General features: G+C 61.3%; 23 protein-coding genes. 15 read left to right on the top strand and 8 right to left on the bottom strand.

The genetic code is table 11. The features are described 5' to 3' along the window. Positions 1–59: 59 nt before the first annotated feature. From SM763_RS06660 to SM763_RS06650, 3 genes are all read left to right on the top strand, one after another. Entirely contained in the window at positions 60–1,307 is a 1,248-nt protein-coding gene (locus SM763_RS06660; RefSeq protein ID WP_368998033.1) for a class I SAM-dependent RNA methyltransferase, read from the top strand. A gap of 23 nt (positions 1,308–1,330) precedes the next feature. Then, a complete protein-coding gene (locus SM763_RS06655) occupies positions 1,331–2,128 on the top strand; it encodes an ion transporter (protein ID WP_274836054.1) in 798 nt (265 codons plus the stop codon). A 63-nt stretch (positions 2,129–2,191) separates the two neighbouring features. Next, complete coding sequence (locus tag SM763_RS06650) at positions 2,192–2,710, top strand: L,D-transpeptidase family protein (protein ID WP_065272064.1); 519 nt, start codon at positions 2,192–2,194, stop codon at positions 2,708–2,710. A 63-nt stretch (positions 2,711–2,773) separates the two neighbouring features. Here the strand turns inward: SM763_RS06650 and dalA are convergent, their stop codons facing one another. Next, complete coding sequence (gene dalA, locus SM763_RS06645; RefSeq protein ID WP_065273655.1) at positions 2,774–3,268, bottom strand: divisome-associated lipoprotein DalA; 495 nt, start codon at positions 3,266–3,268, stop codon at positions 2,774–2,776. 167 nt (positions 3,269–3,435) lie between these two features. Between dalA and SM763_RS06640 the strand changes: the two genes are divergently transcribed. Together SM763_RS06640 and SM763_RS06635 are read left to right on the top strand one after the other, a co-directional pair. After that, the gene (locus tag SM763_RS06640; RefSeq protein ID WP_065272065.1) at positions 3,436–4,053 is read left to right on the top strand and encodes a L,D-transpeptidase; all 618 of its coding nucleotides are present in this window, start codon (positions 3,436–3,438) and stop codon (positions 4,051–4,053) included. Between the two features lie 138 nt (positions 4,054–4,191). Further along, a complete protein-coding gene (locus tag SM763_RS06635; protein WP_368998032.1) occupies positions 4,192–4,374 on the top strand; it encodes a hypothetical protein in 183 nt (60 codons plus the stop codon). 91 nt (positions 4,375–4,465) lie between these two features. Here the strand turns inward: SM763_RS06635 and SM763_RS06630 are convergent, their stop codons facing one another. From SM763_RS06630 to SM763_RS06620, 3 genes are all read right to left on the bottom strand, one after another. Then, positions 4,466–7,468, bottom strand: a complete 3,003-nt coding sequence (locus tag SM763_RS06630; RefSeq protein ID WP_368998031.1) for an aminotransferase class III-fold pyridoxal phosphate-dependent enzyme — start codon at positions 7,466–7,468, stop codon at positions 4,466–4,468. 67 nt (positions 7,469–7,535) lie between these two features. Next, on the bottom strand, positions 7,536–8,597 hold the full coding sequence (gene hemH, locus SM763_RS06625) for a ferrochelatase (RefSeq protein ID WP_065272068.1): 1,062 nt from the start codon (positions 8,595–8,597) through the stop codon (positions 7,536–7,538). A 125-nt stretch (positions 8,598–8,722) separates the two neighbouring features. Further along, a complete protein-coding gene (locus SM763_RS06620) occupies positions 8,723–9,553 on the bottom strand; it encodes a methyltransferase domain-containing protein (RefSeq protein ID WP_274837875.1) in 831 nt (276 codons plus the stop codon). Positions 9,554–9,567: 14 nt separating this feature from the next. On the opposite strand from SM763_RS06620, the gene SM763_RS06615 reads away from it, so the two are divergent. From SM763_RS06615 to SM763_RS06600, 4 genes are all read left to right on the top strand, one after another. After that, positions 9,568–10,296, top strand: a complete 729-nt coding sequence (locus tag SM763_RS06615; RefSeq protein WP_368998030.1) for a double zinc ribbon domain-containing protein — start codon at positions 9,568–9,570, stop codon at positions 10,294–10,296. An 86-nt stretch (positions 10,297–10,382) separates the two neighbouring features. Then, positions 10,383–10,640, top strand: a complete 258-nt coding sequence (gene grxC, locus SM763_RS06610) for a glutaredoxin 3 (RefSeq protein WP_065273656.1) — start codon at positions 10,383–10,385, stop codon at positions 10,638–10,640. A 17-nt stretch (positions 10,641–10,657) separates the two neighbouring features. Continuing rightward, entirely contained in the window at positions 10,658–11,488 is an 831-nt protein-coding gene (locus tag SM763_RS06605) for a carbon-nitrogen hydrolase family protein (RefSeq protein ID WP_368998029.1), read from the top strand. Next, positions 11,488–11,925 (top strand): MarR family winged helix-turn-helix transcriptional regulator, encoded by a 438-nt coding sequence (locus SM763_RS06600; RefSeq protein ID WP_065272072.1) that lies wholly within the window; start codon positions 11,488–11,490, stop codon positions 11,923–11,925. The genes SM763_RS06605 and SM763_RS06600 overlap by 1 nt, the downstream gene beginning before the upstream one ends. A gap of 306 nt (positions 11,926–12,231) precedes the next feature. Here SM763_RS06600 and ubiG read toward each other — a convergent pair whose 3' ends face one another. Continuing rightward, entirely contained in the window at positions 12,232–12,981 is a 750-nt protein-coding gene (gene ubiG, locus SM763_RS06595) for a bifunctional 2-polyprenyl-6-hydroxyphenol methylase/3-demethylubiquinol 3-O-methyltransferase UbiG (RefSeq protein ID WP_368998028.1), read from the bottom strand. A 49-nt stretch (positions 12,982–13,030) separates the two neighbouring features. On the opposite strand from ubiG, the gene pip reads away from it, so the two are divergent. The 6 genes from pip (at position 13,031) to infB (ending at position 20,414) form a co-directional block, all read left to right on the top strand. After that, on the top strand, positions 13,031–14,011 hold the full coding sequence (gene pip / locus SM763_RS06590) for a prolyl aminopeptidase (protein ID WP_065272074.1): 981 nt from the start codon (positions 13,031–13,033) through the stop codon (positions 14,009–14,011). Continuing rightward, on the top strand, positions 14,008–14,853 hold the full coding sequence (locus SM763_RS06585; RefSeq protein ID WP_368998027.1) for an ABC transporter substrate-binding protein: 846 nt from the start codon (positions 14,008–14,010) through the stop codon (positions 14,851–14,853). Before pip ends, SM763_RS06585 begins: the two co-directional genes overlap by 4 nt. A gap of 164 nt (positions 14,854–15,017) precedes the next feature. Continuing rightward, the gene (rimP, locus tag SM763_RS06580) at positions 15,018–15,635 is read left to right on the top strand and encodes a ribosome maturation factor RimP (protein WP_065272077.1); all 618 of its coding nucleotides are present in this window, start codon (positions 15,018–15,020) and stop codon (positions 15,633–15,635) included. Continuing rightward, on the top strand, positions 15,635–17,269 hold the full coding sequence (gene nusA / locus SM763_RS06575; RefSeq protein ID WP_368998026.1) for a transcription termination factor NusA: 1,635 nt from the start codon (positions 15,635–15,637) through the stop codon (positions 17,267–17,269). Before rimP ends, nusA begins: the two co-directional genes overlap by 1 nt. Positions 17,270–17,298: 29 nt before the next feature. Then, a complete protein-coding gene (locus tag SM763_RS06570; protein WP_368998025.1) occupies positions 17,299–17,919 on the top strand; it encodes an RNA-binding protein in 621 nt (206 codons plus the stop codon). Positions 17,920–17,927: 8 nt separating this feature from the next. Then, a complete protein-coding gene (gene infB / locus SM763_RS06565; protein ID WP_368998024.1) occupies positions 17,928–20,414 on the top strand; it encodes a translation initiation factor IF-2 in 2,487 nt (828 codons plus the stop codon). Between the two features lie 473 nt (positions 20,415–20,887). Here the strand turns inward: infB and mutT are convergent, their stop codons facing one another. Genes mutT through SM763_RS06550 form a run of 3 tightly spaced genes read right to left on the bottom strand, consistent with a single transcriptional unit; the run spans position 20,888 to position 23,365 of the window. Beyond that, on the bottom strand, positions 20,888–21,286 hold the full coding sequence (gene mutT / locus SM763_RS06560; RefSeq protein ID WP_368998023.1) for an 8-oxo-dGTP diphosphatase MutT: 399 nt from the start codon (positions 21,284–21,286) through the stop codon (positions 20,888–20,890). Continuing rightward, positions 21,283–22,509, bottom strand: a complete 1,227-nt coding sequence (gene argJ, locus SM763_RS06555; RefSeq protein WP_368998022.1) for a bifunctional glutamate N-acetyltransferase/amino-acid acetyltransferase ArgJ — start codon at positions 22,507–22,509, stop codon at positions 21,283–21,285. The genes mutT and argJ overlap by 4 nt, the downstream gene beginning before the upstream one ends. Before the next feature lie 4 nt (positions 22,510–22,513). Continuing rightward, positions 22,514–23,365 (bottom strand): peptidylprolyl isomerase, encoded by an 852-nt coding sequence (locus SM763_RS06550; RefSeq protein WP_274829347.1) that lies wholly within the window; start codon positions 23,363–23,365, stop codon positions 22,514–22,516. Positions 23,366–23,512 lie beyond the last annotated feature (147 nt).

Here is a 23,512-nt window from a genome sequence, read left to right as displayed (position 1 = left end):
TGTCTGCCCCGTGCCGTTTGGCTCTTTTGCGCCGGGTCTGCGCAGGCTATCTACGCTGCATGACAGATGCAGCCAGAACCACAGCTACGATCACCCGTCTTGGTCAACAGGGCGACGGGGTCGCCGAAGGCCCCTTGTTCGCCCCCCGCACCCTGCCGGGAGAGGTGGTCAGCGGCATAGTCAGCGGCAGCCAGCTGACCGAAGTGCGGATCGAAACGCCCTCCGAAACCCGCGTGCAGGCGCCCTGCCGACACTATAAATCCTGTGGTGGCTGCCAGTTGCAGCACGCCAGCGATGCCTTTGTCGCCGATTGGAAGGTCGAGGTGGTGAAAACCGCGCTGCGGGCGCAGGGGCTTGAGACCGAATTCCGCCCCATCCATACCTCGCCGTCGCGCAGCCGCCGCCGCGCCACCCTGACCGTGCGCCGCACCAAGAAGGGCGCGATGGCGGGGTTTCACGGGCGTGCATCGGATGTGATCACCCCGATTCCGGATTGCCAGCTGCTGGATCCGGCGTTGATCCGGGCCATTCCATTGGCCGAGGAACTCGCCATGGCCGGGGCCAGCCGCAAGGCGCCCCTTTCTGTCACGCTGACCACATCCGAGGTCGGGCTGGACGTGATGGTGCGGGAGGGCAAGCCCCTGGATGGCTCCCTGCGGCTGGAACTAGCGCGCATTGCTGGTCAGAACGGTGTGGCCCGACTGACCTGGGGGGATGAGCAGGTGCTGATGGAGCAGCCCCCGGTGCAGGCTTTTGGTCCCGCCCGCGTCTGCCCGCCGCCGGGGTCGTTTCTGCAAGCCACCAAGGATGGCGAGGCGGCGCTGCTGTCCGCCGTTCAGGAAATCACCAAAGGCGCCAAACGCCTTGTCGACCTTTTTGCGGGATGCGGCACTTTCGCCCTGCCACTAGCGCAGGATGCCGAAGTTCACGCAGTCGAGGGCGAGCGGGACATGATTGCCGCCCTGGATGCGGGCTGGCGCCGGGCGCAGGGGCTGAAAAAGATCACCTCCGAAGTCCGCGATCTGTTCCGCAATCCGTTGCTGCCTGAGGATCTGAACCCCTTTGGCGCCCATTTCGATGCTGCGGTCATCGACCCGCCCCGCGCGGGTGGTGAGGCGCAGATTGCCCAGTTGGCACAGGCCCGCACGCCGGTCATTGCCTATGTTTCCTGCAACCCGGTGACCTTTGCCCGCGACGCAAAGACGCTGGTCGCTGCGGGCTATCGTCTGAACTGGGTCCAGGTGGTTGACCAGTTCCGCTGGTCCGCCCATACCGAACTGGCTGCCAGCTTCACGCTGGACAGCTGACAGGCACCCAACAGACTGGATTGATGAGCGTGATGCAGACCCTTCGCAAGATCCTGGACAGTCACCGGTTCAGCCGGTTCGTGACGACGGTCATCCTGATCAATGCGGTCACGCTGGGGATGGAGACCTCGGCCGGGATCATGGAGCGGATCGGTCCGATCATCCATTTCATCGACTACCTGTGCCTGTCCATTTTCGTTGCCGAGATTCTGGCCAAGCTTTTGGTGGCGCGGCTGCGGTTCTTTGTCAGCGGCTGGAACGTTTTTGATTTCGTCATCGTCGGTATCGCGCTGGTGCCGGGGGCACAGGGGCTGTCGGTGCTGCGGGCGCTCAGGATCCTGCGGGTTTTGCGGGTTATCTCGGTAGCCCCCCGCCTGCGCCGCGTGGTGGAGGGTTTCATTACCGCGCTGCCGGGGATGGGCTCGGTGTTCCTGCTGATGGCGATCATTTTCTATATTGGCGCGGTGATGGCGACCAAACTGTTCGGTCATAGTTTCCCAGAATGGTTCGGTGATCTTGGCCTCAGCGCCTATTCCCTGTTCCAGATCATGACGCTGGAAAGCTGGTCGATGGGAATCGTGCGCCCGGTGATGGAGGTCTACCCATATGCCTGGGCCTTCTTCGTGCCGTTTATCATGGTCACGACCTTTGCCGTGGTGAACCTTCTGGTGGGTCTTATTGTGAATTCCATGCAGGATGCCCATTCCGAAGAAGACGACCAGCGCACTGGCGCCTACCGGGACGAGGTTCTGGCGCGGCTGGAGGCCATCGAACGGCGCCTTTCCGACAGCGCGGCGGTGGATCAGCAGACAAAGAAGTGATTTCGAGTTCGGAAATTTTCGGGTATTCTGCGCTCTAGGCAGTCAATAAAAACAGGTTCGAAAATGGACAGGCGGTTATTCGGGCTCGGAGCGGTTTCTTGTGCGATGGTTGCAGGGTGCAGCCAGGCTGAGAGCAAGTTCAAAAGCTATTCAGGCCCCGAGGTGACCTCAATCGTGGTCAACAAGGGCGCGCGTAAAATGTATCTTCTCAACAACGAGGATGTGTTGCGCGAATATGAGGTCGATCTTGGCTTTGCGCCGGACGGGGCCAAGCGTGTCGAAGGCGACGGTAAGACGCCGGAAGGCACCTATCTGATTGACCGTCGCAACCCGAACAGCAGCTTTCACCTGTCGGTGGGCATTTCTTATCCCAACTCGGCGGATGTCGCCCATGCTCAATCCTTGGGGAAAAAGCCGGGTGGAGAGATCTTCATTCACGGAGAGCCGAATGACCACAAGGACCGCAAGCGCGCGGCGCGGGTCAAGGATTGGACAGCAGGCTGTATCGCCGTCAAGAACCACGAGATCGAAGAGGTCTACGCCATGGTTCAGACCGGCACCCTGATTTCCCTGCGCCCCTGAGGGCGTCGAGAATCCGCAGCCTGTCCCGATAGCCTGGGGCAGTGCTGCCCGGTGAGCGGGCTTTTAGTTGCCCATCACCAGCGTCCACCAGATCTTACCGTTGGGTTCCTGGTACCAGGAAAAGCCCATGTTGGTGGCCTTGGGATCCAGAATCACCGCGCGGGTACCGCGGTCTTCCATCCAGGCGGTCAGGGTCTGAAGCTCGTTCTCGTAGGTTTCCGAAATCGCCTCGCCCAGCATGGAGCCGGGGTAGCCAGTGCGGGCGACGCGATCCAGCGGCGAGGACCCGTCTGAGCCGAAGTGCCAGGGACGGTTCTGAACCGACATGTCACGCGAATGGGTGGCGGCAGCGGCGTTCAGCTGGGCATTCAGCTGGACCTGCGGGGCAGAGGCCGCCTGGCGCAGCGCATTAACCGAATCGAGCATACGGATCTGTACTTTGTCGGCATTGCGGATCCTGTAGACTGTTCCGCCGCCCTCACCCGTCTGAGGGACCGGAGTACAGGCCGCAGCAAGGGTAACGAAGGCAGCAGCCAGGATCAGGAAAACACGCGTCATCATGCATCTCGCTCAGTTTCATTGTTCCTGCACTTAGCCTTCCTGAGGCGCAGGTGCAAACCTGCGTCGGCCATTCGGGACCCTTAATCGGCGGTTTGATTTGCGACTGAGGCTTAAGAGCCATAATATACCGCCAGTATTTTGATGTTTACCTGCAGGGAAAGACCATGACCCACAGTCTGTTTGATAAACCGTCCCGGCGCCAATTTCTGGCGGGGTCGGCGGCGCTGCTGTCCTCTCCGGCCCTCGCCGAAGGTGTCGCGCAGGACGAGGATGTTGCCTATGATCCCCTGCGCCCGCCGCCAGAGCCGGAACCGCCGGTCAAACGCAATATCTCGGCCTTCCGCGCCAAAAACTGGAGGCCCTATTTCGACAATCTGCGCAAAGGGGCGATTCTCGTCGATATCGATAGCCGGGCGCTGCATTACTGGTCAGAGGATGAATCGGTCTACAAATTGTTCCCCTCTTCGGTGCCCTTGTCCGATGATCTGACCCGCCGGGGTCGGACTTCGGTCATCCGCAAGGTTGATGGCCCCAGCTGGTCGCCGACGCCGAACATGCTGAAACGGAACCCTGAATGGCCAAAATACATCCCGCCAGGACCGGATAACCCATTGGGATCACATGCTTTGTATCTCAGCTGGAAGTTCTACCGCATCCATGGGACCCACGATACGCGCAAAATTGGGCGGAAATCGTCGAACGGCTGCATCGGGCTTTATAACGAGCACATCGCGCAGCTGTTTCAGCTGACCAAGGTGGGCACGCAAGTGTTGCTAATTTGACGACATTGCCGCACGCGCAAGGCTGCCCTTTTAAACAAGCATTTGCATTCCCGAGGGTTACTTGGTTAGAAAAAAATACGAGATAAGTCTTGGGTGCGTAGGCCATTGTTGTGTCCGACGCGAATTCTGGAGGTTAACATGAAAAAAATCGTTATCGCAGCTGCTCTGACTGCCGCCGCTTCCACCGCTTCTGCCGGCAACCTGGCAGAGCCCGTTATCGAAGCACCGGTAATCGTTGAGCAGGCCGAAAGCTCGTCTTCCGGCATCCTGCTGCCGCTGCTGCTGCTGGTCCTGGTTGGCGCAGCTGTCGCAAGCAACTAATTGCTTCTTGCAAGATTTAAAAAGGCGGTGGTTTTCCACCGCCTTTTTTATTGCCTGCTGGCCGGAAACAGAGTGTCCGGTGGGGCCGCCCTCAGAGGGTGGCGACCTCATCCAGAATAAGATCCAGCGTCTGCACGATCATCTCCACGTCATCGCTGTCGATGGTCAGCGGCGGACGAATCTTCAGGATGTTATCCTTGGGTCCTTCGCTGCCGATCAGGATTCGGTGATCGCGCATGCGGTTCTTGACGTATGAACAGATCCCGGTCGCCTCGCTGCCATCTGCGTTGATCAGCTCCAGCCCCAGAAACAGCCCCATGCCGCGCACATCACCGACGCAGGCATGTTTCGCCTCAAGCTGCCGCAGTCCTGCCATCAGCTGGTCGCCCATGGCCTTGGCGTTCTGTTGCAGCCCTTCGTCATCGACGATGTCCAGCACCTCCTTGCCGATGCGGCAGGACAGGGTCGAGCCGCCGAAGGTCGAGAAGAACTCCGGCCCCTTGGCGAAACTGTCGGCAATGGCGCGGGTGGTGACAAGAACACCCAGCGGGTGGCCGTTACCGATGGGCTTGCCCATCACCACGATATCGGGCAGCGCGCCCTGGTGTTCAAAGCCGAAGTAATAGTCCCCGAGCCGTCCCAGACCGGTCTGCACTTCGTCGGCGATGCAGATGCCCCCGGCGGCGCGGACCTTTTCATAGACCGCCGGCAGGTACCCCTTGGGCGGGATGATCTGCCCGCCGACCGAGGGGAAGGTTTCGGCGATAAACCCGGCCAGCCCGTGTCCCTTGTCCTTCAGCTTGGCAATCGCAGGATCGACGAGGTTCGCGAATTTCTGCGCTCGGTTCGCATCGTCGCGTTTGAAGCTGCCGCGATAGTCGTCCGCGACCTCGACCAGTTCCACCCAGTCCGATTGGCCAACGCAGCCCTTGGCGTTGAATTTGTAGGCGGAGATGTCGATCACGCCGGTGGTGTTGCCGTGATAGCCGTGGTCTGGCGTCACCATGCCCTTGGCGCCGGTATGGGCGCGGGCCAGCCGCAGGGCCAGCTCGTTCGCCTCGGTGCCGGAGTTGACGAAGAAACAGACCTCGAAAGGGGCTGGCAGTTTCGACAGCACCTTCTCTGCAAAGGCGACCTGCGCAGGGTGCAGGTAGCGTGTGTTGGAGTTCATCTGCTTCAGCTGATCCGCCGCCACCGCCTGAATGCGCGGATGGGCGTGGCCCACGTGCGGCACGTTGTTATAGGCGTCCAGATAGGGTCGGCCCCATTCATCGAACAGGTGGTGTTTCCAGCCCCGCAGCAGCATCACCGGATCGGAGTAGGTGAGGCTTAGGTTGCCGCCGAAATGCGCGCGGCGCCCTTTCAGGACTTCACCCTTGTCGGTCGGCTGATAGCCGGTCTTGTCATCGGGCAGGTTCATCAGCGCCGCCGGGTTGGGGCAGATCGCGTGCCACAGGTACATCTCGTCCGGGTCACCGACGCCGGGCCAGTCTGCCTCGATCCCGTCGGTGGTCATCGCCAGCTGGAAATGCACATGCGGTGCCCAACCGCCGTTCTGGGTGGGATCGCCCAGGCGGCAGAAGGCTTCGCCCCGCGCCACGGTGTCGCCAGGTTTCAGGCGGTCGCAGCACTCCGGATCCAGATGACCGTAAAGGGTGTAGAAGGTGTCTCCCGCCGGTGTCTCATGGCGCAGGATGATGGTGCCGCCATAGTCCAGATGATGCGCCCGGTTCTCGACGATGAAGACCTCTCCCGCCAGCGGCGCATAAAGCGGCGCACCCGCCGGGGCAAAGCCATCGACGCCCAGATGCACGGTGCGCCGGTTGCTGGCCTTCCAGCGCCCCTTGCGAAAGGCGGGCGCGGTGTAGATCAGCCGCGGTTCGTTGTAATAGCCAAGCCAGATGCCGGTGCCGTATTCCTCGCCGACGCGGGCGGCTTCTTCCAGCGGCATATCGAACGGGTTCTGTGGCCATGTTGCGTTTTCGACTGAGAGCGACCCCATCGGCACGTCGCTCAGGTCCGCGCCCATCAGGGGAGCAAAATTGCCGCGTTCTGCATTAAGCCAGGCCAGCACCCGATCGGCGCCCTCCACCACCGGCAGACCACAGGCGGCGCGCAGGCGGGCGTTCACCAGCTTGGCGTTCAGGTCAAAGCCTTCGAGGAACCGCCAAGCAGGCGCCTGCGAGATGGTCACGTAAGGATCATCGGGGTTCTCGGCGGCCATCAAGGTGGAGTTCACCACTGAGACCGCAAGCCGCGCCCGCAACAGCGGCCAGATCATGTCTACCTCCGCTGGGGTCAGTGGGCAGGCGGAATGATAGCCGGACACCAGCGCAGCCAGCGCGGCCTCGGGGTCGGGATGGTCCAGAACGATATAGGCGGCCGCGATCGCCAGATCGCAGACGCGCGGCGCGTTGCACATATCGCCAAGGTCGATGAGGCCGGACACCCGGCGCGCCTCGCTGAGTTCTCCCGAGACTATGATATTGTAGTCATTGGCATCGTTGTGGATGGCCTGCTGGGGCAGCTTGGCAAGGTCGGGTACCAGTGCGGCAAAGGCGGCATGAATATCGGTCAGCAGGGCCCTGCGGGCCGGATCGGCAATGCAATCCAGATCATCGGCAATCCACCCGGCCTGCATCAGGTTCCATTTGAAATCCCGCTCAAGGCCCGGATGTTGAAAATCCGCCAATGCCGCGTCGGTCTTTCCCAGCACCGCGCCAACCTCGTGGATCAGGTCGGCTGATTTCGGTGCGGCCTTGGCGTAGCAGCGGCCGGGCAGCTGGTTGATGACCCAGATCAGCCGTTCGGCGCCGGTTTCATCGGCAATCGCGCACATTGCGGCGCCGTTGCTAGCCCGGATCACACGCGGGCAGGGCAGATCCGGCGCGGATTTGGCGATATGGTCGAGGGCCTGCACCTGCATATCGACCAGATCCTGCGCGCAGCCGGGGCGCATGGCCTTGACGATATAGCCGGTGCCATCCGCCGCCAGCGCCAGAAAGTTCAGATCGTATTCGCCATCAAGGCGGGTCAGCTCCGCCTCGATCCCCCAATGTGCCGCAAATGCGGCTGCCCAATGCGCCTGTGTCATAAACCCCCCCGATCCGCCGCTTCGGCGGTAACCCAATATTGGATCCTATTTGAACCGGGGCGCGGCGTTAGTCCACCCAGCCTTTCAAATTCTGTTCGATGACACCGGCCAATGCGGCGATGTGATCGTCATCATCGTTGAGGCAGGGGATATAGAGGAAGTCCTCGCCACCCGCCTCTTCGAAGCTTTCCTTGATCTCCTCGTTGATCTCTTCCAGCGTTTCGATGCAGTCGGCGGAAAAGGCCGGGGCGATCACGGCGATGTTCTTTTTGCCTTCCTTGGCCAGCGTGGCGACGTGATCAACGGTGTAGGGTTTCAGCCATTCCTCGGGGCCAAAGACCGATTGGAAGGTCGTCGTAATCTGGGTGTCTTCCCAGCCAAGGCGTTCCTTCAGAAGGCGCGTCGTTTTCTGGCACTGGCAGTGGTAGGGATCGCCCTGCATCAGATAGCGTTTCGGCATCCCGTGGTAGGACACGACAAGGATATCGGGGCGACTCGACGCCTTGGCATAGGCCTCTTCGACGGAACGCGCCAGCGCGTCGATATAGGCGGGTTCGTCGAAATAGGCAGGAATGGTGCGGGCGGCGGGCTGCCATGTCTCTTCCATCAGGGCGCGGAAGAACTGGTCATTCGCGGTGCCCGATGTGGCGCCGGCGTATTGCGGATATAGCGGCACGAACAGGATCTTCTGGCAGCCCGCCTTGACCATTTCGCGGACCTTGGACTTGGTCGACGGGTTGCCATAGCGCATGCAGAAATCGACCATGACCTGATCGCCATACCGGTCGGACATCACCTTTGCCATCTTGGCGGTTTGGTCCTTGGTGATGGTCATCAGCGGGCTTTCGCCCTTGTCATGGTTCCAGATGGATTTATAGGCCTCGCCCGAACTGAACGGACGTTTGGTCAGGATGATCAGCTGCAACAGCGGCTGCCATTTCCACGACGGGTAGTCGATCACCCGCTTGTCCGACAGGAATTCGCTCAGATAGCGGCGCATGGGCCAGTAGCTATAGTCATCCGGGGTGCCGAGGTTCGCAAGCAGAATGCCCACCTTTTCCGGCTGCACCTTGGGGTGGTCGGCAGGAGCATGAACAGGGCATTTTGCAGTTGAGGTCGAATCCAGCATTGATGTGTCCTGTGCGGTTGAGGCTTTGTGTTTCGGCGCAATAGTAATGGCATACGCGGTCAAAGACCAATCGGATCAAATTTGTGCTGCCATCGCGTTTGCCTATCGTCCGCAGTGGCGCGGGCCTAGTCGGGCAGCTTGGTTTCCGGCACTTTCAGGGCATCCGCTAGCCGCATCTGGGCCGAGCCGGGGCGCAGCGGTTTCTGCTGGCTTTCGGAGGGGGACCAGCCGGTCAGGCAGATGAGTTCGAAACTGGCGGGCAGGCGGCCGGTTTCGGTCTCGAAGTGCTGGCGATAGATCTCTTCGGCACGGTGGAACAGGCGGCGCGGGACCGGGCGTTTCAGGCGGGATGTAAGGGCGTTGGTCTCTCCCATGGCCCGCAATTCGCGCATCAGATGCATCAGGTCGCGGTATTCCGCCGTCAGCGGCACCACATCGGCCACCGGCAGGGCGAACCCGGCCCGTTGCAGCAAGGCGCCCAGATCGCGGACCTCGCCCATCGGGGCGATGCGCGGAGACAACCCGCCCAGTACCTCGGTTTCTGCTCCGGCCAGCGCCACGCGCAGCTCCTGCAATGTCTGCCCGCCCAGCATCACCGCCAGCAGCAACCCGTCTTCCTTCAGGGCGCGGCGGCACTGGATCAGCTGGCCAACCGGATCATTGGCCCAGTGCAGGCCCATCGCATGGATCACCACGTCATGGGCGCCGGGCTGCAGATCCAGAACATCCTCGTCCGCCACGCAGGTCGCACCGCCAAGGGCACCGTCCCAAATCTCCGCAAAAGGAGACACCACCGCAGGGGCGGTAAAGGTTCTGTTAACCATGCTGAGGCGATCTTCGACCTCGTCCCGTGCCATCTGGTGCAGGAACAGGGCCTCTTGCTGCCGCCGGGCCCGATGCGCTGCCAAAGCCTGCCTGTCAAACAGCTGTGGCTGGTGTTGTGTGTTTTGCGTCATGGGGGGCTACTTAAATGCTGTTGGCGCAGTTTCAAACCGCTGTTTCACTGATCTATCCGCCGCGCTGTCTGGGCTGCGGCGGGCTGGTCGGACAGGACGCGGGCCTGTGCGGCCCCTGCTGGCGCGAGACGGAGTTCATTTCCGGCACGGTTTGCGAAGGCTGCGGGGTGCCCCTGCCCGGGGAGAGCGACGGATTTCGCATCGAATGCGATGATTGCATGGCGACACCCCGCCCTTGGACCCGAGGCCGCGCTGCGCTTGTCTATGGCGGCAAGGCGCGCGAGCTGGTGCTGGCGCTGAAACATGGGGACCGGCTTGATATTGCTACTCCGGCGGCGGCCTGGATGGCGCGGGTGGCGGAACCTTTGCTGCAGGATAGTCCGCTGGTCTGCCCGGTGCCCCTGCACTGGAGCCGACTTCTGAAACGCCGCTACAATCAGTCCGCCGTGCTGGCCAGGGCGCTGGCACACCGCGCTGGGCTGCAATATTGCCCCGATCTGCTGCGCCGCCACCGCAGAACGCCGTCATTGGACGGGCGGTCGCGCGCCGAACGGTTCCGGCTGTTGGGCGATGTGATCGGGGTGCCGCCGCGCAAGGCGCCTGCCTTGAGCGGTCGCAACGTCTTGTTGGTGGATGATGTGATGACCTCCGGGGCGACCCTGTCGGCCTGCACCGATGTCTGCCTGCGCGCTGGTGCGGAAGAGGTGCGGATCGTCGTTCTGGCCCGCGTCACGCATGCGTGACCGCCTGACCGGTGCCTCTGGCAAAGATTGCAATGCGGCCCCATATCCCTCACAAACGCAAAAAACCGAATATATTGGAGACCTGCATGAAACCGGTGGAAATCTACACCTCGCCTCTGTGCGGCTTTTGCCACGCCGCAAAACGGCTTTTGAACCAGAAGGGTGTGACCTTTTCCGAGGTCGACGTTATGATGAACCCGAAACGCAAACCTGAAATGATCCAGCGCGCGAACGGGGGCCGCACGGTGCCGCAGATTTTTATCGGCGACACGCATGTGGGCGGTTGTGATGAGCTTTACGCGCTTGAACAGGCCGGCAAACTGGATCAGTTGCTGTCCGCCTGAAACCGGAGACCCACCTGATGCGCGCAGCCCTGTTGCAGATGACCTCAAGCGATGATCCAGCCGAGAATCTGGACAGCGTGCGCGCCATGATGGCCACAGCGGTGGCCGAGGGCGCCGGTTTCGTGCTGACGCCCGAGGTCACCAATTGCCTTTCGACCAGCCGCGCGCATCAGAAAGCCGTCCTGCATCACGAAGAAGACGATCCGACCCTGGCTGCCCTGCGCGACCAGGCCGCGAAACTGGGCGTCTGGCTGGTGCTCGGCTCGCTCGGCATCAAGACCCACGATGCGGATGGGCGCTTTGCCAATCGCCAGTTCCTGATCGGCCCCGATGGCGGGATCGCCGCCCGCTATGACAAGATCCACATGTTCGATGTGGAGGTCACGCCTGAGGAAACCTACCGCGAATCGGATGGCTATCGCCCCGGCACCCGCGCGGTGCTGGCAGAGACTCCCTTTGCCAGGATCGGCATGACCATCTGCTATGATGTGCGCTTTCCCCATCTGCACCGGACGCTGGCGCAGGCCGGGGCGCAGGTGCTGACGGTTCCGGCAGCTTTTTCCCACGTGACCGGCGCCGCCCATTGGCACACGCTGCTGCAGGCCCGCGCGATAGAGACGGGATGCTACGTGCTGGCGCCTGCCCAGACTGGGACCCATCCAGCCAGCCGGGGCGCATCGCGCCGCACATTCGGGCATTCGCTGGTTGTGGCGCCCTGGGGAGAGATTCTGGCGGACGCCGGGACCGATCCCGGGGTTGTCTGCGTTGATCTTGATATGGAAAAAGTGGCAGAAGCACGCAAACGTGTTCCTGCGCTGACCCATGATCGAGAGTTCGACGGACCCTGATGGAAGAATCACATTCTCTGGCCGTTTCGCTGTTCAGTGAAATCCTGATGGCCGACCAGCTGGCGCGCTCGCGGCTGGGCAAGGCCCTGCCCAAGGGAATGGAACTGTCGCATTTTTCGGTTCTGAACCATCTGGCGCGGGCCGGGCTGGAACGCTCTCCGGCGCAGTTGGCGAAGGCGTTTCACGTCACCCGCGGTGCCATGACCAATACGCTGAACAAGCTGGAAATGGCGGGCTATGTGCATATCCGTCCCGACTGGGATGATGCCCGCCGCAAGATGGTGGCGATCAGCCCCGCAGGCAGGCAGGCGCGCGATGCGGCGCTGGCCAGTATCGTGCCGGTAATCTCCGAAGTGGTGGATGAGCTGGGTGGCGACCGGGTGCGTGCCGCACTTCCGATCCTGCGGGAGTTGCGCAGCAAGCTGGAAGACGACTAAGCGCCGCCCGGCGCGGCCTCCATGCCTTGCGTTTGCCTGTGCCCCAAAAAGAAAGGGATGCCGTGTAACGGGCATCCCTTTCTCAATTTCCCATCTGGCCGCGTGAGTGGTGGCAGCGATCATTTCGCATTGTGCCGATAGGCCATCGGGTACAGCATTCACTCTGTTAAGGGCCAAGGCCCGGTATCGGTCAGACTAAAACCCAACCGATCGGACGGTTTTATACTAAATCGAGTCAAACGCCAAGTACGCAGAGGGATTAGGTCTCCTATACGAAAGGATAGGAGGCGGTTATCCGTCACCTTGTTACGCGGCGGGTTTGGTGCTGGCCGTGACGTAGTTGACCGAAAGATCGCGCGGAGAAATCGACCAGCCCCAGGTCACCGGGTTGAACACGAACCCCTTACGGTCGACTGGCTCCAGCCCCGCCTTGCGCAGCAGCTCGAACAACTCGTCCGGCGTGATGAATTTGTTCCATTCATGCGTGCCACGCGGCAGCCAGCGCATCACCACCTCGGCGCCAAAGATGGCCATGACATAGCTTTTGGGATTGCGGTTGATGGTGGAGCAGATCTGCAAACCACCCGGTTTCAGCAACTCCCGCGTTGCGGTCAGATAGCTCAGCGGATCGGCCACATGTTCAACCACCTCCATGTTGAGAACCACGTCGAACTGTTCACCGGCTTCGGCCAGTGCCTCGGCAGTGGTGTGGCGGTAATCGATGGTAAGGCCGGATTGTTCCGCATGAATCCGCGCCACCGGCAGGTTGCCGGCGGCGGCATCGGCCCCCACGACCTCGGCGCCAAGGCGCGCCATCGGTTCCGACAACAACCCGCCGCCACAGCCGATGTCGAGAAGGCGCAGGCCCTTGAATGGCTCCGGCTGCGTCAGATCACGGCCGAATTCCCCGGCGATCTGCTGGGTGATGTAATCAAGCCGACAGGGATTCAGCATATGCAACGGCTTGAACTTGCCGTTGGGATCCCACCACTCCGCGGCCATTGCTTCGAATTTGGCGATCTCGGACGGGTCTACCGTGGACTGAGGCGCTTGCATTCCTGTCTCCGTGTGTTCTTTTGTGTCTAACAGACTAGTTAGGTCAGTAATGGACAAATACTCGGACCAAAAGCGCGCAGTGCAGTATCTTTATCCTCCGGTCGATGCCTACGACCAGCGTATGCTGGATGTGGGGCAGGGCCACAGCATTTATGTTGAGCAATCGGGCAACCCCAAGGGCATTCCGGTGATTGTCTGTCATGGTGGTCCCGGCGGCGGCAGCAGCCCGGCGATGCGGCGCTATTTCGATCCCAATATCTATCGGGTGATTCTTTTTGATCAGCGCGGCTGCGGCCGCTCGCGCCCGCATGCCTCCTGCGAGGATAACACCACCTGGCATCTGGTTGCCGATATGGAGGAGATCCGCCGCCTGCTGGAGATCGACAGCTGGCTATTGTTCGGTGGCAGCTGGGGGGCGACGCTGGCGCTGATTTATGCGCAGACGCACCCGGAGCGCGTGCAGCACATCATCCTGCGCGGTGTCTTCCTGATGACACAAAGCGAACTCGACTGGTTTTACGGGGGCGGCGCCGGGCGGTTCTGGCCGGAAACCTGGGCGCGGTTTGTCGCGCTGGTCCCGCATGACGAGCGGCACGATATGATCGCCGCTTATAACAAGCGGCTGTTTTCCGGCGATGTGAACGAGGAAATCCGATTCGGTCGTGCCTGGTCATCCTGGGAGAACGCCCTGGCCTCGGTCCATTCTAACGGTCATGGCGGCGAAAGCCCCGGCGATTATGCCCGCGCCTTTGCCCGGCTGGAAAACCACTATTTCATCAATGGCGGTTTTCTGGATTTCGATGGGCAGATCCTCGCCAATATGGGGCGGATTTCCCATATTCCGGGCATCATCGTGCAGGGCCGTTACGACATGATCTGCCCGCCGACCTCGGCCTGGCGCCTGAACGAGCTGTGGCCAAATGCCGAGTTGAAAATGATCCGCAATGCAGGTCATGCCTTGTCGGAGCCGGGAATCAGTGCCGAACTGGTGCGCACGATGGACCGGATTGCCGAGGAGATGCTGCCATGACCCGTATCGACCGCCGCGCGCTGTTCACCTCTGGTGCTGCGGCTGCCTTGCTGGCGGCGACAGGCACGTCATTGGCGGCGGCGCCGCGTGCGGGCGGCGTGTTGCGTCTTGCGGTGCCGCGTCAGGACGGGCTGATGGAGCAGGTGGCGCGTGGCGCCGTCTTCGACACCCTGACAGAGATCGCGCCCGATGGCGTGTTGCGGGGCGAGCTGGCCGAGGGCTGGCACAGCAGCGACGCGGCCCGGACCTGGTCCTTTGATCTGCGCAGCGACGTGCGGTTCCATGATGGCGCGGCCATGACGGCGGCGGATGTGGTTGCCTCGCTGAGCGGGCGCGGTATCGACGGCGCCGAGGTTGCCTTGGTGCAGCAGGTCGCAGACCATCGGATCGAGATCCAGCTGACGGCTGCAAACCCCCATCTTCCTTACCTTCTGGCGGATCCGGTGCATGTCATCGCTCCGGCGGGCCAGGTGGATCTGCCATTGGCGCAGGCCGTGGGCACCGGCTGTTACCGCGTCGAGCGGGCGCAGGACGGGCGGCATTTCCGCGCGGCAAAACTGGCCGATCATTACAAGGCCGGGCAGGCAGGCTGGGTGGATACGGTCGAGGTGATCGTCATCCCGGATGCCCGCGTGCGGGCCGAGGCACTGCGTGATGGCTATGTTGATGTGGCCGCCTTGCCCGCGCCAGAAGCGCTGATCGAAAAGGGCGGATTCCTGTATCATCCTTCGGCCAGCGACATGGCGCTGGCGGCGCGCAGCGATGTGGGCATGCCCCGCACCGTGGGCCGCCGCGCGGCGCTGGATGATGGCCGTATTGCCGAACGCTGGTGGCGGATCTGACCGGGGCACAGGCCCGGTTTCGAACTTCTCCTTGCAGATTCGCCCCATCAAGCGTATATGCCTTTCACAACAGCGGCGCGTTGGGCTCTGGTCCAAGGCTCCACCGGGATTTTCAACGGGCCGCGCGCCCGTTTTTTTGTGTCCGAAAGACAGCTGGAACCCGAATGACCAACGACCTGATTGCCAAAGCCGCGATTGACCGCCGCCTTGCCGAGATCATCACCCCGGTGATCGAGGATCTGGGCTATGAGCTGGTCCGTATCCGGCTGATGTCCGGCAAGACGACAACCCTGCAGATCATGGCCGACAAACCCGATGGCGGGATCGAAGTTGATGATTGTGCCGATATTTCGAATGCCGTCAGCGCAGTTCTGGACGTCGAGGATCCGATCCTTGATGCCTACGCGCTTGAGGTCTCCAGCCCCGGCATCGACCGCCCCCTGACGCGTCTCAAGGACTTTGACATGTTCGAAGGCTATGAGGCCAAGCTGGAAACCGCCGAGCTGATCGACGGTCGTCGCCGCTTCAAGGGCGAGCTGGCCGGTGTCGAGGATGACGAGGTTCTGATCAATATTGAGGAACACGGCGAGCCCGTGACCATCGGTCTGAAATTCGACTGGCTGAGCGATGCCAAGCTGGTGCTGACCGACGATCTGATCAAGGAAATGCTGCGCCAGCGCAAGGCGGCTGGCACGCTGAACGAAGATGCTTTTGACGACGTTATCGAAGATACGCCCCTTGAGGGCGAGGTGACCGAAGGGTCCGAAGAGGAGAACAAGTAATGGCCATCACCTCTGCAAACCAGCTTGAGCTGTTGCAAACCGCCGAAGCCGTGGCGCGCGAGAAAATGATCGACCCCGGCCTGGTGGTCGAAGCCATGGAAGAAAGCCTCGCCCGGGCGGCCAAAAGCCGCTACGGCAGCGAAATGGACATCCGTGTGTCCATCGACCGCAAGACCGGCAAGGCCACCTTTACCCGCGTCCGCTCGGTCGTCGAAGATGAAGAACTGGAAAACTACCAGTCGGAAATGACCGTCGAACAGGCCAAGCAGTACATGGCTGATCCCAAGGTGGGCGACACCTATGTGGAAGAGGTTCCGCCGGTAGAAATGGGCCGTATCGCGGCCCAATCGGCCAAGCAGGTCATCCTGCAGAAGGTCCGCGAAGCAGAGCGTGACCGCCAGTACGAAGAATTCAAGGACCGCGCCGGTACCATCATCAACGGTCTGGTCAAACGCGAAGAATTCGGCAACGTCATCGTCGATGTGGGCGCTGGCGAAGCGATCCTGCGCCGCAACGAGAAGATCGGCCGCGAAAGCTATCGTCCGAACGATCGTATCCGCTGCTACATCAAGGATGTGCGCCGCGAACCGCGCGGCCCGCAGATCTTCCTCAGCCGTACTGCGCCGGAATTCATGGCCGAGCTGTTCAAGATGGAAGTGCCTGAAATCTATGATGGTATCATCGAGATCAAGGCCGTTGCCCGTGATCCCGGTTCGCGCGCGAAGATCGCCGTGATTTCCTATGATGGTTCCATCGACCCCGTGGGCGCCTGCGTCGGTATGCGCGGCAGCCGCGTGCAGGCCGTTGTGAACGAGCTGCAGGGTGAAAAAATCGACATCATCCCGTGGAACGAAGATCAGCCGACCTTCCTCGTTAACGCGCTGCAGCCGGCCGAAGTGTCGAAAGTGGTTCTGGACGAAGAAGCTGGTAAGATCGAAGTCGTGGTCCCCGAGGAGCAACTGAGCCTCGCGATCGGCCGCCGTGGTCAGAACGTGCGTCTGGCCTCGCAGCTGACCGGTCTCGACATCGACATCATGACCGAGGAAGAGGAATCGGCGCGTCGCCAGAAGGAATTCGAAGCGCGCACTGGCCTGTTCATGGAAACTCTGGATCTGGACGAATTCTTTGCCCAGCTGCTGGTCTCCGAAGGGTTCACCAGCCTTGAAGAGGTTGCCTATGTGGAGCTCCATGAACTTCTGGTCATCGACGGTGTTGACGAAGGCACCGCCGAAGAGCTGCAGGCCCGGGCCCGTGACTACCTCGAAGCCAAGGCCAAGGCAGCGATTGATGCCGCCCGTGCGCTGGGCGCAGAGGATAGCCTGATTGACTTTGACGGTCTGACACCCCAGATGATTGAGGCACTGGCAAAGGACGGCATCAAGACGCTGGAAGACTTTGCCACCTGCGCGGACTGGGAACTGGCCGGCGGCTGGACCACGGATGGCGGCGAACGGATCAAGGACGACGGTATTCTGGAACCTTTCGGCATGTCGCTGGAAGAGGCACAGGATATGGTCATGACAGCCCGCGTATTGCTGGGCTGGGTTGATCCCGCCGAACTGGAACCGGAAGTCTCGGAAGATGACGAGGCCGAAGGTGACGAAGAAGCCGCTGACACAGGGGCCGGGGTCTGATCCCCGCTGCTCCTGAAAGGAGACGCTGAATGGCTCGCGGAGGCGCCGAAAAAGACCGGTCAGACGGCCCGGAGCGAAAGTGCATCGCAACAGGTGAGGTCCAGCCCAAGCAGGGCCTCATCCGGTTCGTGATGGACCCCGACGGGCAGGTCGTTGCGGATGTGTTCGGTAAACTCCCCGGTCGGGGCGTTTATGTGACCGCCAGCCGTTCTGCGTTAGATACGGCGGTAAAGAAGAAACTCTTCGCCCGTGGCTTCAAGGCCCAGGTGAAGGTGCCCGAAGACCTTGCAGACGAGGTGGAGCGGCAGGTTCTGCGCCGTCTCGTTGATCTGATCAGCCTGGCCCGCAAGTCGGGTGATGCGGTCGGTGGCTATGAAAAAGTCAAGGATTGGCTGCTGAAGGAAGAGGCGAGTGTGCTGATTCAGGCGGCTGACGGATCCGGGCGTGGAAAGTCGAAACTGAGCACGCCGCACCGGGGGAACTATATCGGTTGCCTCTCTGCGGATGAGCTGGGGATGGCATTTGGGCGTCAAACTGTGATACATGCGGCGCTGGCCTCTGGTGGACTCAGCAAACGTGTTGTAGAGGAAGCGCAACGATTGCAGGGTTTGCGCGAAATGGTGGGCGGCAAGGGCCGCACGGAAGGATAAAGAGCTTTATGAGCGATAGTGACGGCAAAAAGACATTGGGTTTGCGTGGTGGTTCCCGGCCTGGGAACGTGAAACAAAGCTTCAGCCATGGGCGGACCAAGAATGTCGTAGTGGAAACCAAGCGCAAACGCGTTGTGGTTCCCAAGCCGGGTGCGGGTAAAGGCGGCAGTGGTGCGTCTCCCGCGACGGATGGATCCCGTCGACCTGCCGGCATCACCGACGCGGAAATGGCCCGCCGCCTGAAGGCGCTGCAGGCTGCCAAGGCGCGTGAAGTCGAAGAAGCCGCGCAGCGCGAGGCCGAGGAAAAGGCCCGTGCCGAAGAGCGTGAGCGCCGCCGCGCCGAGCAGGAAGCCAAGGAACGCGAACAGCGCGAAGCCGAGGAAAAAGCACGTCGCAAGGCGGAAGAGGAAGAGCGCAAGCGCCTCGAAGTTGAAGAAGCGGCCAAGCGTGCAGCAGCGGCTCCGGCAGCAGAGCCGGAGAAGGCAAAATCTGCCGGTCCCGCCGCAGGTCGTTCTGCGGCCAAACCCGCAGCCCAGGCCCCGCGCAAAGCCGACCGCGAACGCGAAGAGCGTGGCCGTGGTGGCAAAGGCCGCGACCAAGGTCGCCGTTCGGGTAAGCTGACACTGGGTCAGGCAACCGGCGAAGGTGGCCGCCAGCGGTCCATGGCCGCAATGAAGCGCAAGCAGGAGCGCGCGCGTCAGAAGGCAATGGGCACCGTCGAGCGTGAAAAGGTCATCCGTGACGTGCAGCTGCCGGAAACCATCGTTGTTTCCGAGCTGGCAAACCGTATGGCGGAACGCGTTGGTGACGTGGTCAAATCGCTCATGAACATGGGTATGATGGTCACCCAAAACCAGTCGATCGACGCCGATACGGCTGAGCTGATCATCGAAGAATTCGGCCACAAAGTTGTCCGCGTTTCCGACTCTGACGTCGAAGACGTGATCAAAGAGGTCGAGGACAAGGAAGAAGATCTGCAGCCGCGTCCGCCGGTGATCACCATCATGGGTCACGTCGACCACGGTAAAACCTCGCTGCTGGATGCGATCCGCGATGCGCGGGTTGTGGCTGGCGAAGCAGGCGGTATCACCCAGCACATCGGTGCGTATCAGGTGACCACCGATAGCGGTACCGTACTGAGCTTCCTCGATACGCCGGGCCACGCGGCCTTCACCTCGATGCGCTCTCGCGGTGCTCAGGTGACGGATATCGTGGTTCTGGTTGTGGCTGCCGACGATTCGGTCATGCCGCAGACCATCGAGGCGATCAACCACGCCAAGGCTGCCGGTGTTCCGATGATCGTGGCGATCAACAAGATCGACAAACCTGCCGCCGATCCGAACAAGGTGCGTGCCGAGCTGCTGCAACACGAGGTGATCGTGGAAGCCATGTCCGGCGACGTTCAGGACGTGGAAGTGTCCGCCGTGACCGGCCAGGGTCTGGATGAACTGCTGGAAGCCATCGCGCTTCAGGCGGAAATCTTGGAACTGAAAGCCAACCCGAACCGTGCCGCCCAAGGCGCCGTGATCGAAGCACAGCTGGACGTGGGCCGCGGCCCGGTTGCCACTGTTCTGGTTCAGAACGGTACCCTGCATCAGGGCGACATCTTCGTTGTGGGTGAGCAGTACGGTAAGGTCCGTGCGCTGATCAACGACAAGGGTGAGCGCGTCAAGGAAGCCGGTCCGTCGGTTCCGGTCGAGGTTCTGGGTCTCAACGGCACGCCCGAAGCGGGTGACGTGCTGAACGTGACCGAGACCGAGGCACAGGCCCGCGAAATCGCGGAATACCGCGAGCAGGCCGCCAAGGACAAACGCGCCGCAGCCGGTGCTGCGACCACTCTGGAACAGCTGATGGCCAAGGCTAAGGAAGACGAAAACGTCTCCGAACTGCCGATCCTGGTCAAAGCAGACGTGCAGGGCTCTGCCGAAGCGATCGTTCAGGCGATGGAGAAGATCGGCAACGACGAGGTGCGCGTGCGCGTGCTGCACTCGGGTGTTGGTGCCATCACCGAAACCGATATCGGCCTGGCCGAAGCTTCCGGTGCGCCGGTCATGGGCTTCAACGTCCGTGCCAATACCTCGGCCCGTAACACTGCCAACCAGAAGGGCGTCGAGATCCGCTATTACTCGGTGATCTATGACCTTGTGGATGACGTGAAAGCGGCGGCCTCGGGCCTGCTGTCGGCCGAGATCAAGGAAAACTTCATCGGCTACGCGACCATCAAGGACGTGTTCAAGGTCTCCAACGTCGGCAAGGTTGCCGGCTGTCTGGTCACCGAAGGCGTTGCCCGTCGCTCGGCTGGTGTGCGTCTGCTGCGTGACAACGTGGTGATCCACGAAGGCACGCTGAAAACACTGAAGCGCTTCAAGGATGAAGTCGCAGAGGTTCAGTCCGGTCAGGAATGCGGTATGGCCTTTGAGAACTACGAAGATATCCGCGCAGGCGATGTCATCGAGATCTTCGAGCGTCAGGAAGTTGAACGTAAGCTCGACTAAGGCGCTGCGACACTCAGAAACAGTCAAAACCCCGGCCTCTGTGCCGGGGTTTTTGCATCTTTGAGGTGGTGGGAGGTCTATTGCCGTGAGTGATTGGTCTTCAGTGGGTCTTCAGTGTGCCGCGAAAATCGGTGGTCTTCGGAGGCGTTCTGCCGCGCCTACCGGCACCCCGTTGCGGTCGTTAATGTGTGCCTGCATGAACCTGTCCCGGACCAGAAAACACGTGCCCAAATAGGTCCACCTGTTGTCTGATCCTTCGTCAGGGAGAAGTTCAAAAAGGTTCACTGCCAGATAGTGTAACCAGTTTTTGACAAATTGGTTAACAAAATCTTGACGACATGCGCCAAAGCTACAATGGCTAGTGTTTCTACCGACAAATCTCCAATATCCGGTAGTAAATTGCGTCCGGATTGGAGGGGAAATTCGGGGTATGCAGAGGGCAGCCCGCCGGGCGGACCGCCAGTTTTTGAACGCTACAGCCAATCCCGCAGGATCGGAATCAGCGGAATATCGGCCGGAGGCATCGGGTAATCACGCAGCTCTTGCGGCTGCGTCCATTTTAGAACCTGGCCTTCCCGGGCCTGCGGAATGCCCTCCCATTTGCGGCATGCAAACAGCGGCATCAGCAGGTGAAAATCTTCATAGCTGTGGCTGGCAAAGGTCAGCGGCGCTAGGCAGGATTGCCAGGTGTTGATGCCCAGCTCCTCTTCCAGTTCGCGGATCAGCGCCACTTCGGGGGTCTCCCCGGCTTCAACCTTGCCGCCGGGGAATTCCCAAAGCCCGGCCATGGATTTGCCTTCGGGGCGCTGCGCCAGCAGGATCCGCCCTTCGACGTCGATCAGGGCCACGGCCGAGACGAGAACCGTTTTCATGACCGGTAATCCGCGTTGATGGTGATATACTGATGGGTCAAATCGCAGGTCCAGACCGTTGCCGCGCCATCGCCAAGACCCAGATCCACCTTGATCGTGATCTCGTCCTGTTTCATTTGCGCGGCGCCGTCCTCTTCCTTGTATGAGGGCGCAACCCAGCCTTTTTCGGCCACCAGAACATCGCCGAAGGAGATCGACAGCAGGTCCCGGTCCGCCGCAGCGCCGGATTTTCCGATTGCCATCACCACGCGGCCCCAGTTGGGGTCCTCACCCGCGATTGCGGTTTTCACCAGAGGCGAATTGGCAATCGCCAGCCCGTGGGTCTTGGCATCTGCGTCGCTTTCGGCGCCGGTCACCTGGATCTCGACGAACTTCGTAGCGCCTTCCCCATCGCGGACGACTTGATGCGCCAGATCCAGCATCACGCCCTCCAGCGCCTGCTCAAACTCCGGGTTCCCGGTTGCATCAACGCCCGATGCGCCGGTCGCGCAGAGCATCAGGCTGTCCGAGGTCGAGGTGTCGCTGTCTACCGTGATGCAGTTGAAGGTCCGGTCACAGATTTTGGCCAGCTGCGCCTGCAGCGCGCTTTGCTCGACCTTGGCATCGGTGAAGATATAGACCAGCATGGTCGCCATATCAGGGGCAATCATGCCAGATCCTTTGGCGATCCCGGCGATGTTCACGGTCTGCCCGTCGATGGTGACCGTGGCGCCAGCGCCCTTGGCAAAGGTATCGGTGGTCATGATGGCGGCGGCTGCTGCTTCCAGCGCAGCGGCATTCAGCCCATCATTCAGCTCGGCGATTTTGGCGACGATCCGATCATGCGGCAGCGGTTCACCAATCACCCCGGTCGAGGCGGTAAAGACGCGCCCCGCTGGTGCCCCAGTGATGCCGGAGACGGCGGCGACGATCTCTGCCACCGAGGTTTGCCCGTGATGACCGGTAAAGGCATTGGAATTGCCCGAGTTGACCAGAATCGCGGCGCTAGCCGAAGGGTCTCCCCCAAGTTTCTCCTGACAATCGCGCACAGGTGCAGATCGCGTCTTGGAGCGAGTGAACACCCCGGAAACCGTGGTGCCCGGATCCAGTACCGCCAGCATCACATCGGTCCGCTCCTTGTATTTTACACCAGCGGCTGCGGTGGCGAACCGCACGCCTTTGATCGTGGGAAGATCGGGAAATCCGGCCGGAGCCAGTGGAGAACGGGGCAGAGGTTTTGCCATCGGATCAGTTCCTTACAAGGCCAAGATCTTTAATCATCGCGGGGTCCAGCCCTTCGATTTCGGGTCGTTCGATGGTGGCCTCAGCTGTCAGTGCGTTGACGCGATCTTCGACGGCGCGTGTCCGCAGTTCCTGCTCCAGCTCGCCGCGCACTTCGTCAAAGCTGGGCGCGGCAGATTTGCGCCGTTCGCGCAGCAGGATCACGTGCCAGCCGAACTGGGTTTTCACCGGATCAGAGATATCCCCCGACCGCATGGCAAGTACAGCCTCTTCGAATTCGGGAACCATACTACCCAGCCCGAACCAGCCCAGATCACCGCCGCTTGGCCCGGAGGGGCCGGTCGACCGCGCCTTGGCAGTGGTGGCAAAATCGGCGCCGTCTTCCAGCTCCATCTTGATCTTTTTGGCTTCTTCTTCGGTTTCCACCAGAATGTGCGCCGCGTGGAATTCATCGCCGCCATCGCCGGTAGAGTATTTACGGTCATAGGCCGCGCGCAGGGCTTCCTCACCGGTTGCGTTGGCCATCACCATTTCGATGACATCAGCGGCCAGCAACGCCCGGCTTTCGTTTTCGACCGACAGCTCCACGTAATGGGGCACTTCGCCATGCAGTTGCTGTTTCAGCGCTGTCTGCTGGATCAGCTGGTCCAGAATGGCGTTGTACAGCACCTCGTCCGGCAGTTGCTTGTACTGCTGTGGCAGGTTTTCACGGGCCATGATCATGTGACCCAAAGTAATCTCTTCGCCGTTGACTGAGGCCACCACGGTATTGGCATGCGGTGCGGCCTGTACCGACAAAGGCAGCGCCATCAGGGCCGCAGTTGCCGCGCCTCGCAGAAAAGTGAGACCTTTCAGCATTCAATTCTTCCTATTCCCTGGCCGCAGCATGGCGCGGCGTTGACACTTATATGCCTGCCGCTTACATCGCCTTAGGGCCAATGGCAGGACCGTCGTTTCCACCTTTGTTTATGGGTTGCGGGCAGGGCGGGCAAGCCTGCCTTAGGT

The organism is Pseudophaeobacter sp. C1-32P7 (genome assembly GCF_041008775.1).
Lineage (GTDB): Bacteria > Pseudomonadota > Alphaproteobacteria > Rhodobacterales > Rhodobacteraceae > Phycobacter > Phycobacter gallaeciensis_A.
The sequence above is the reverse complement of the archived record's forward strand: the minus strand, read 5'-3'. Positions and strand labels throughout refer to the sequence as shown.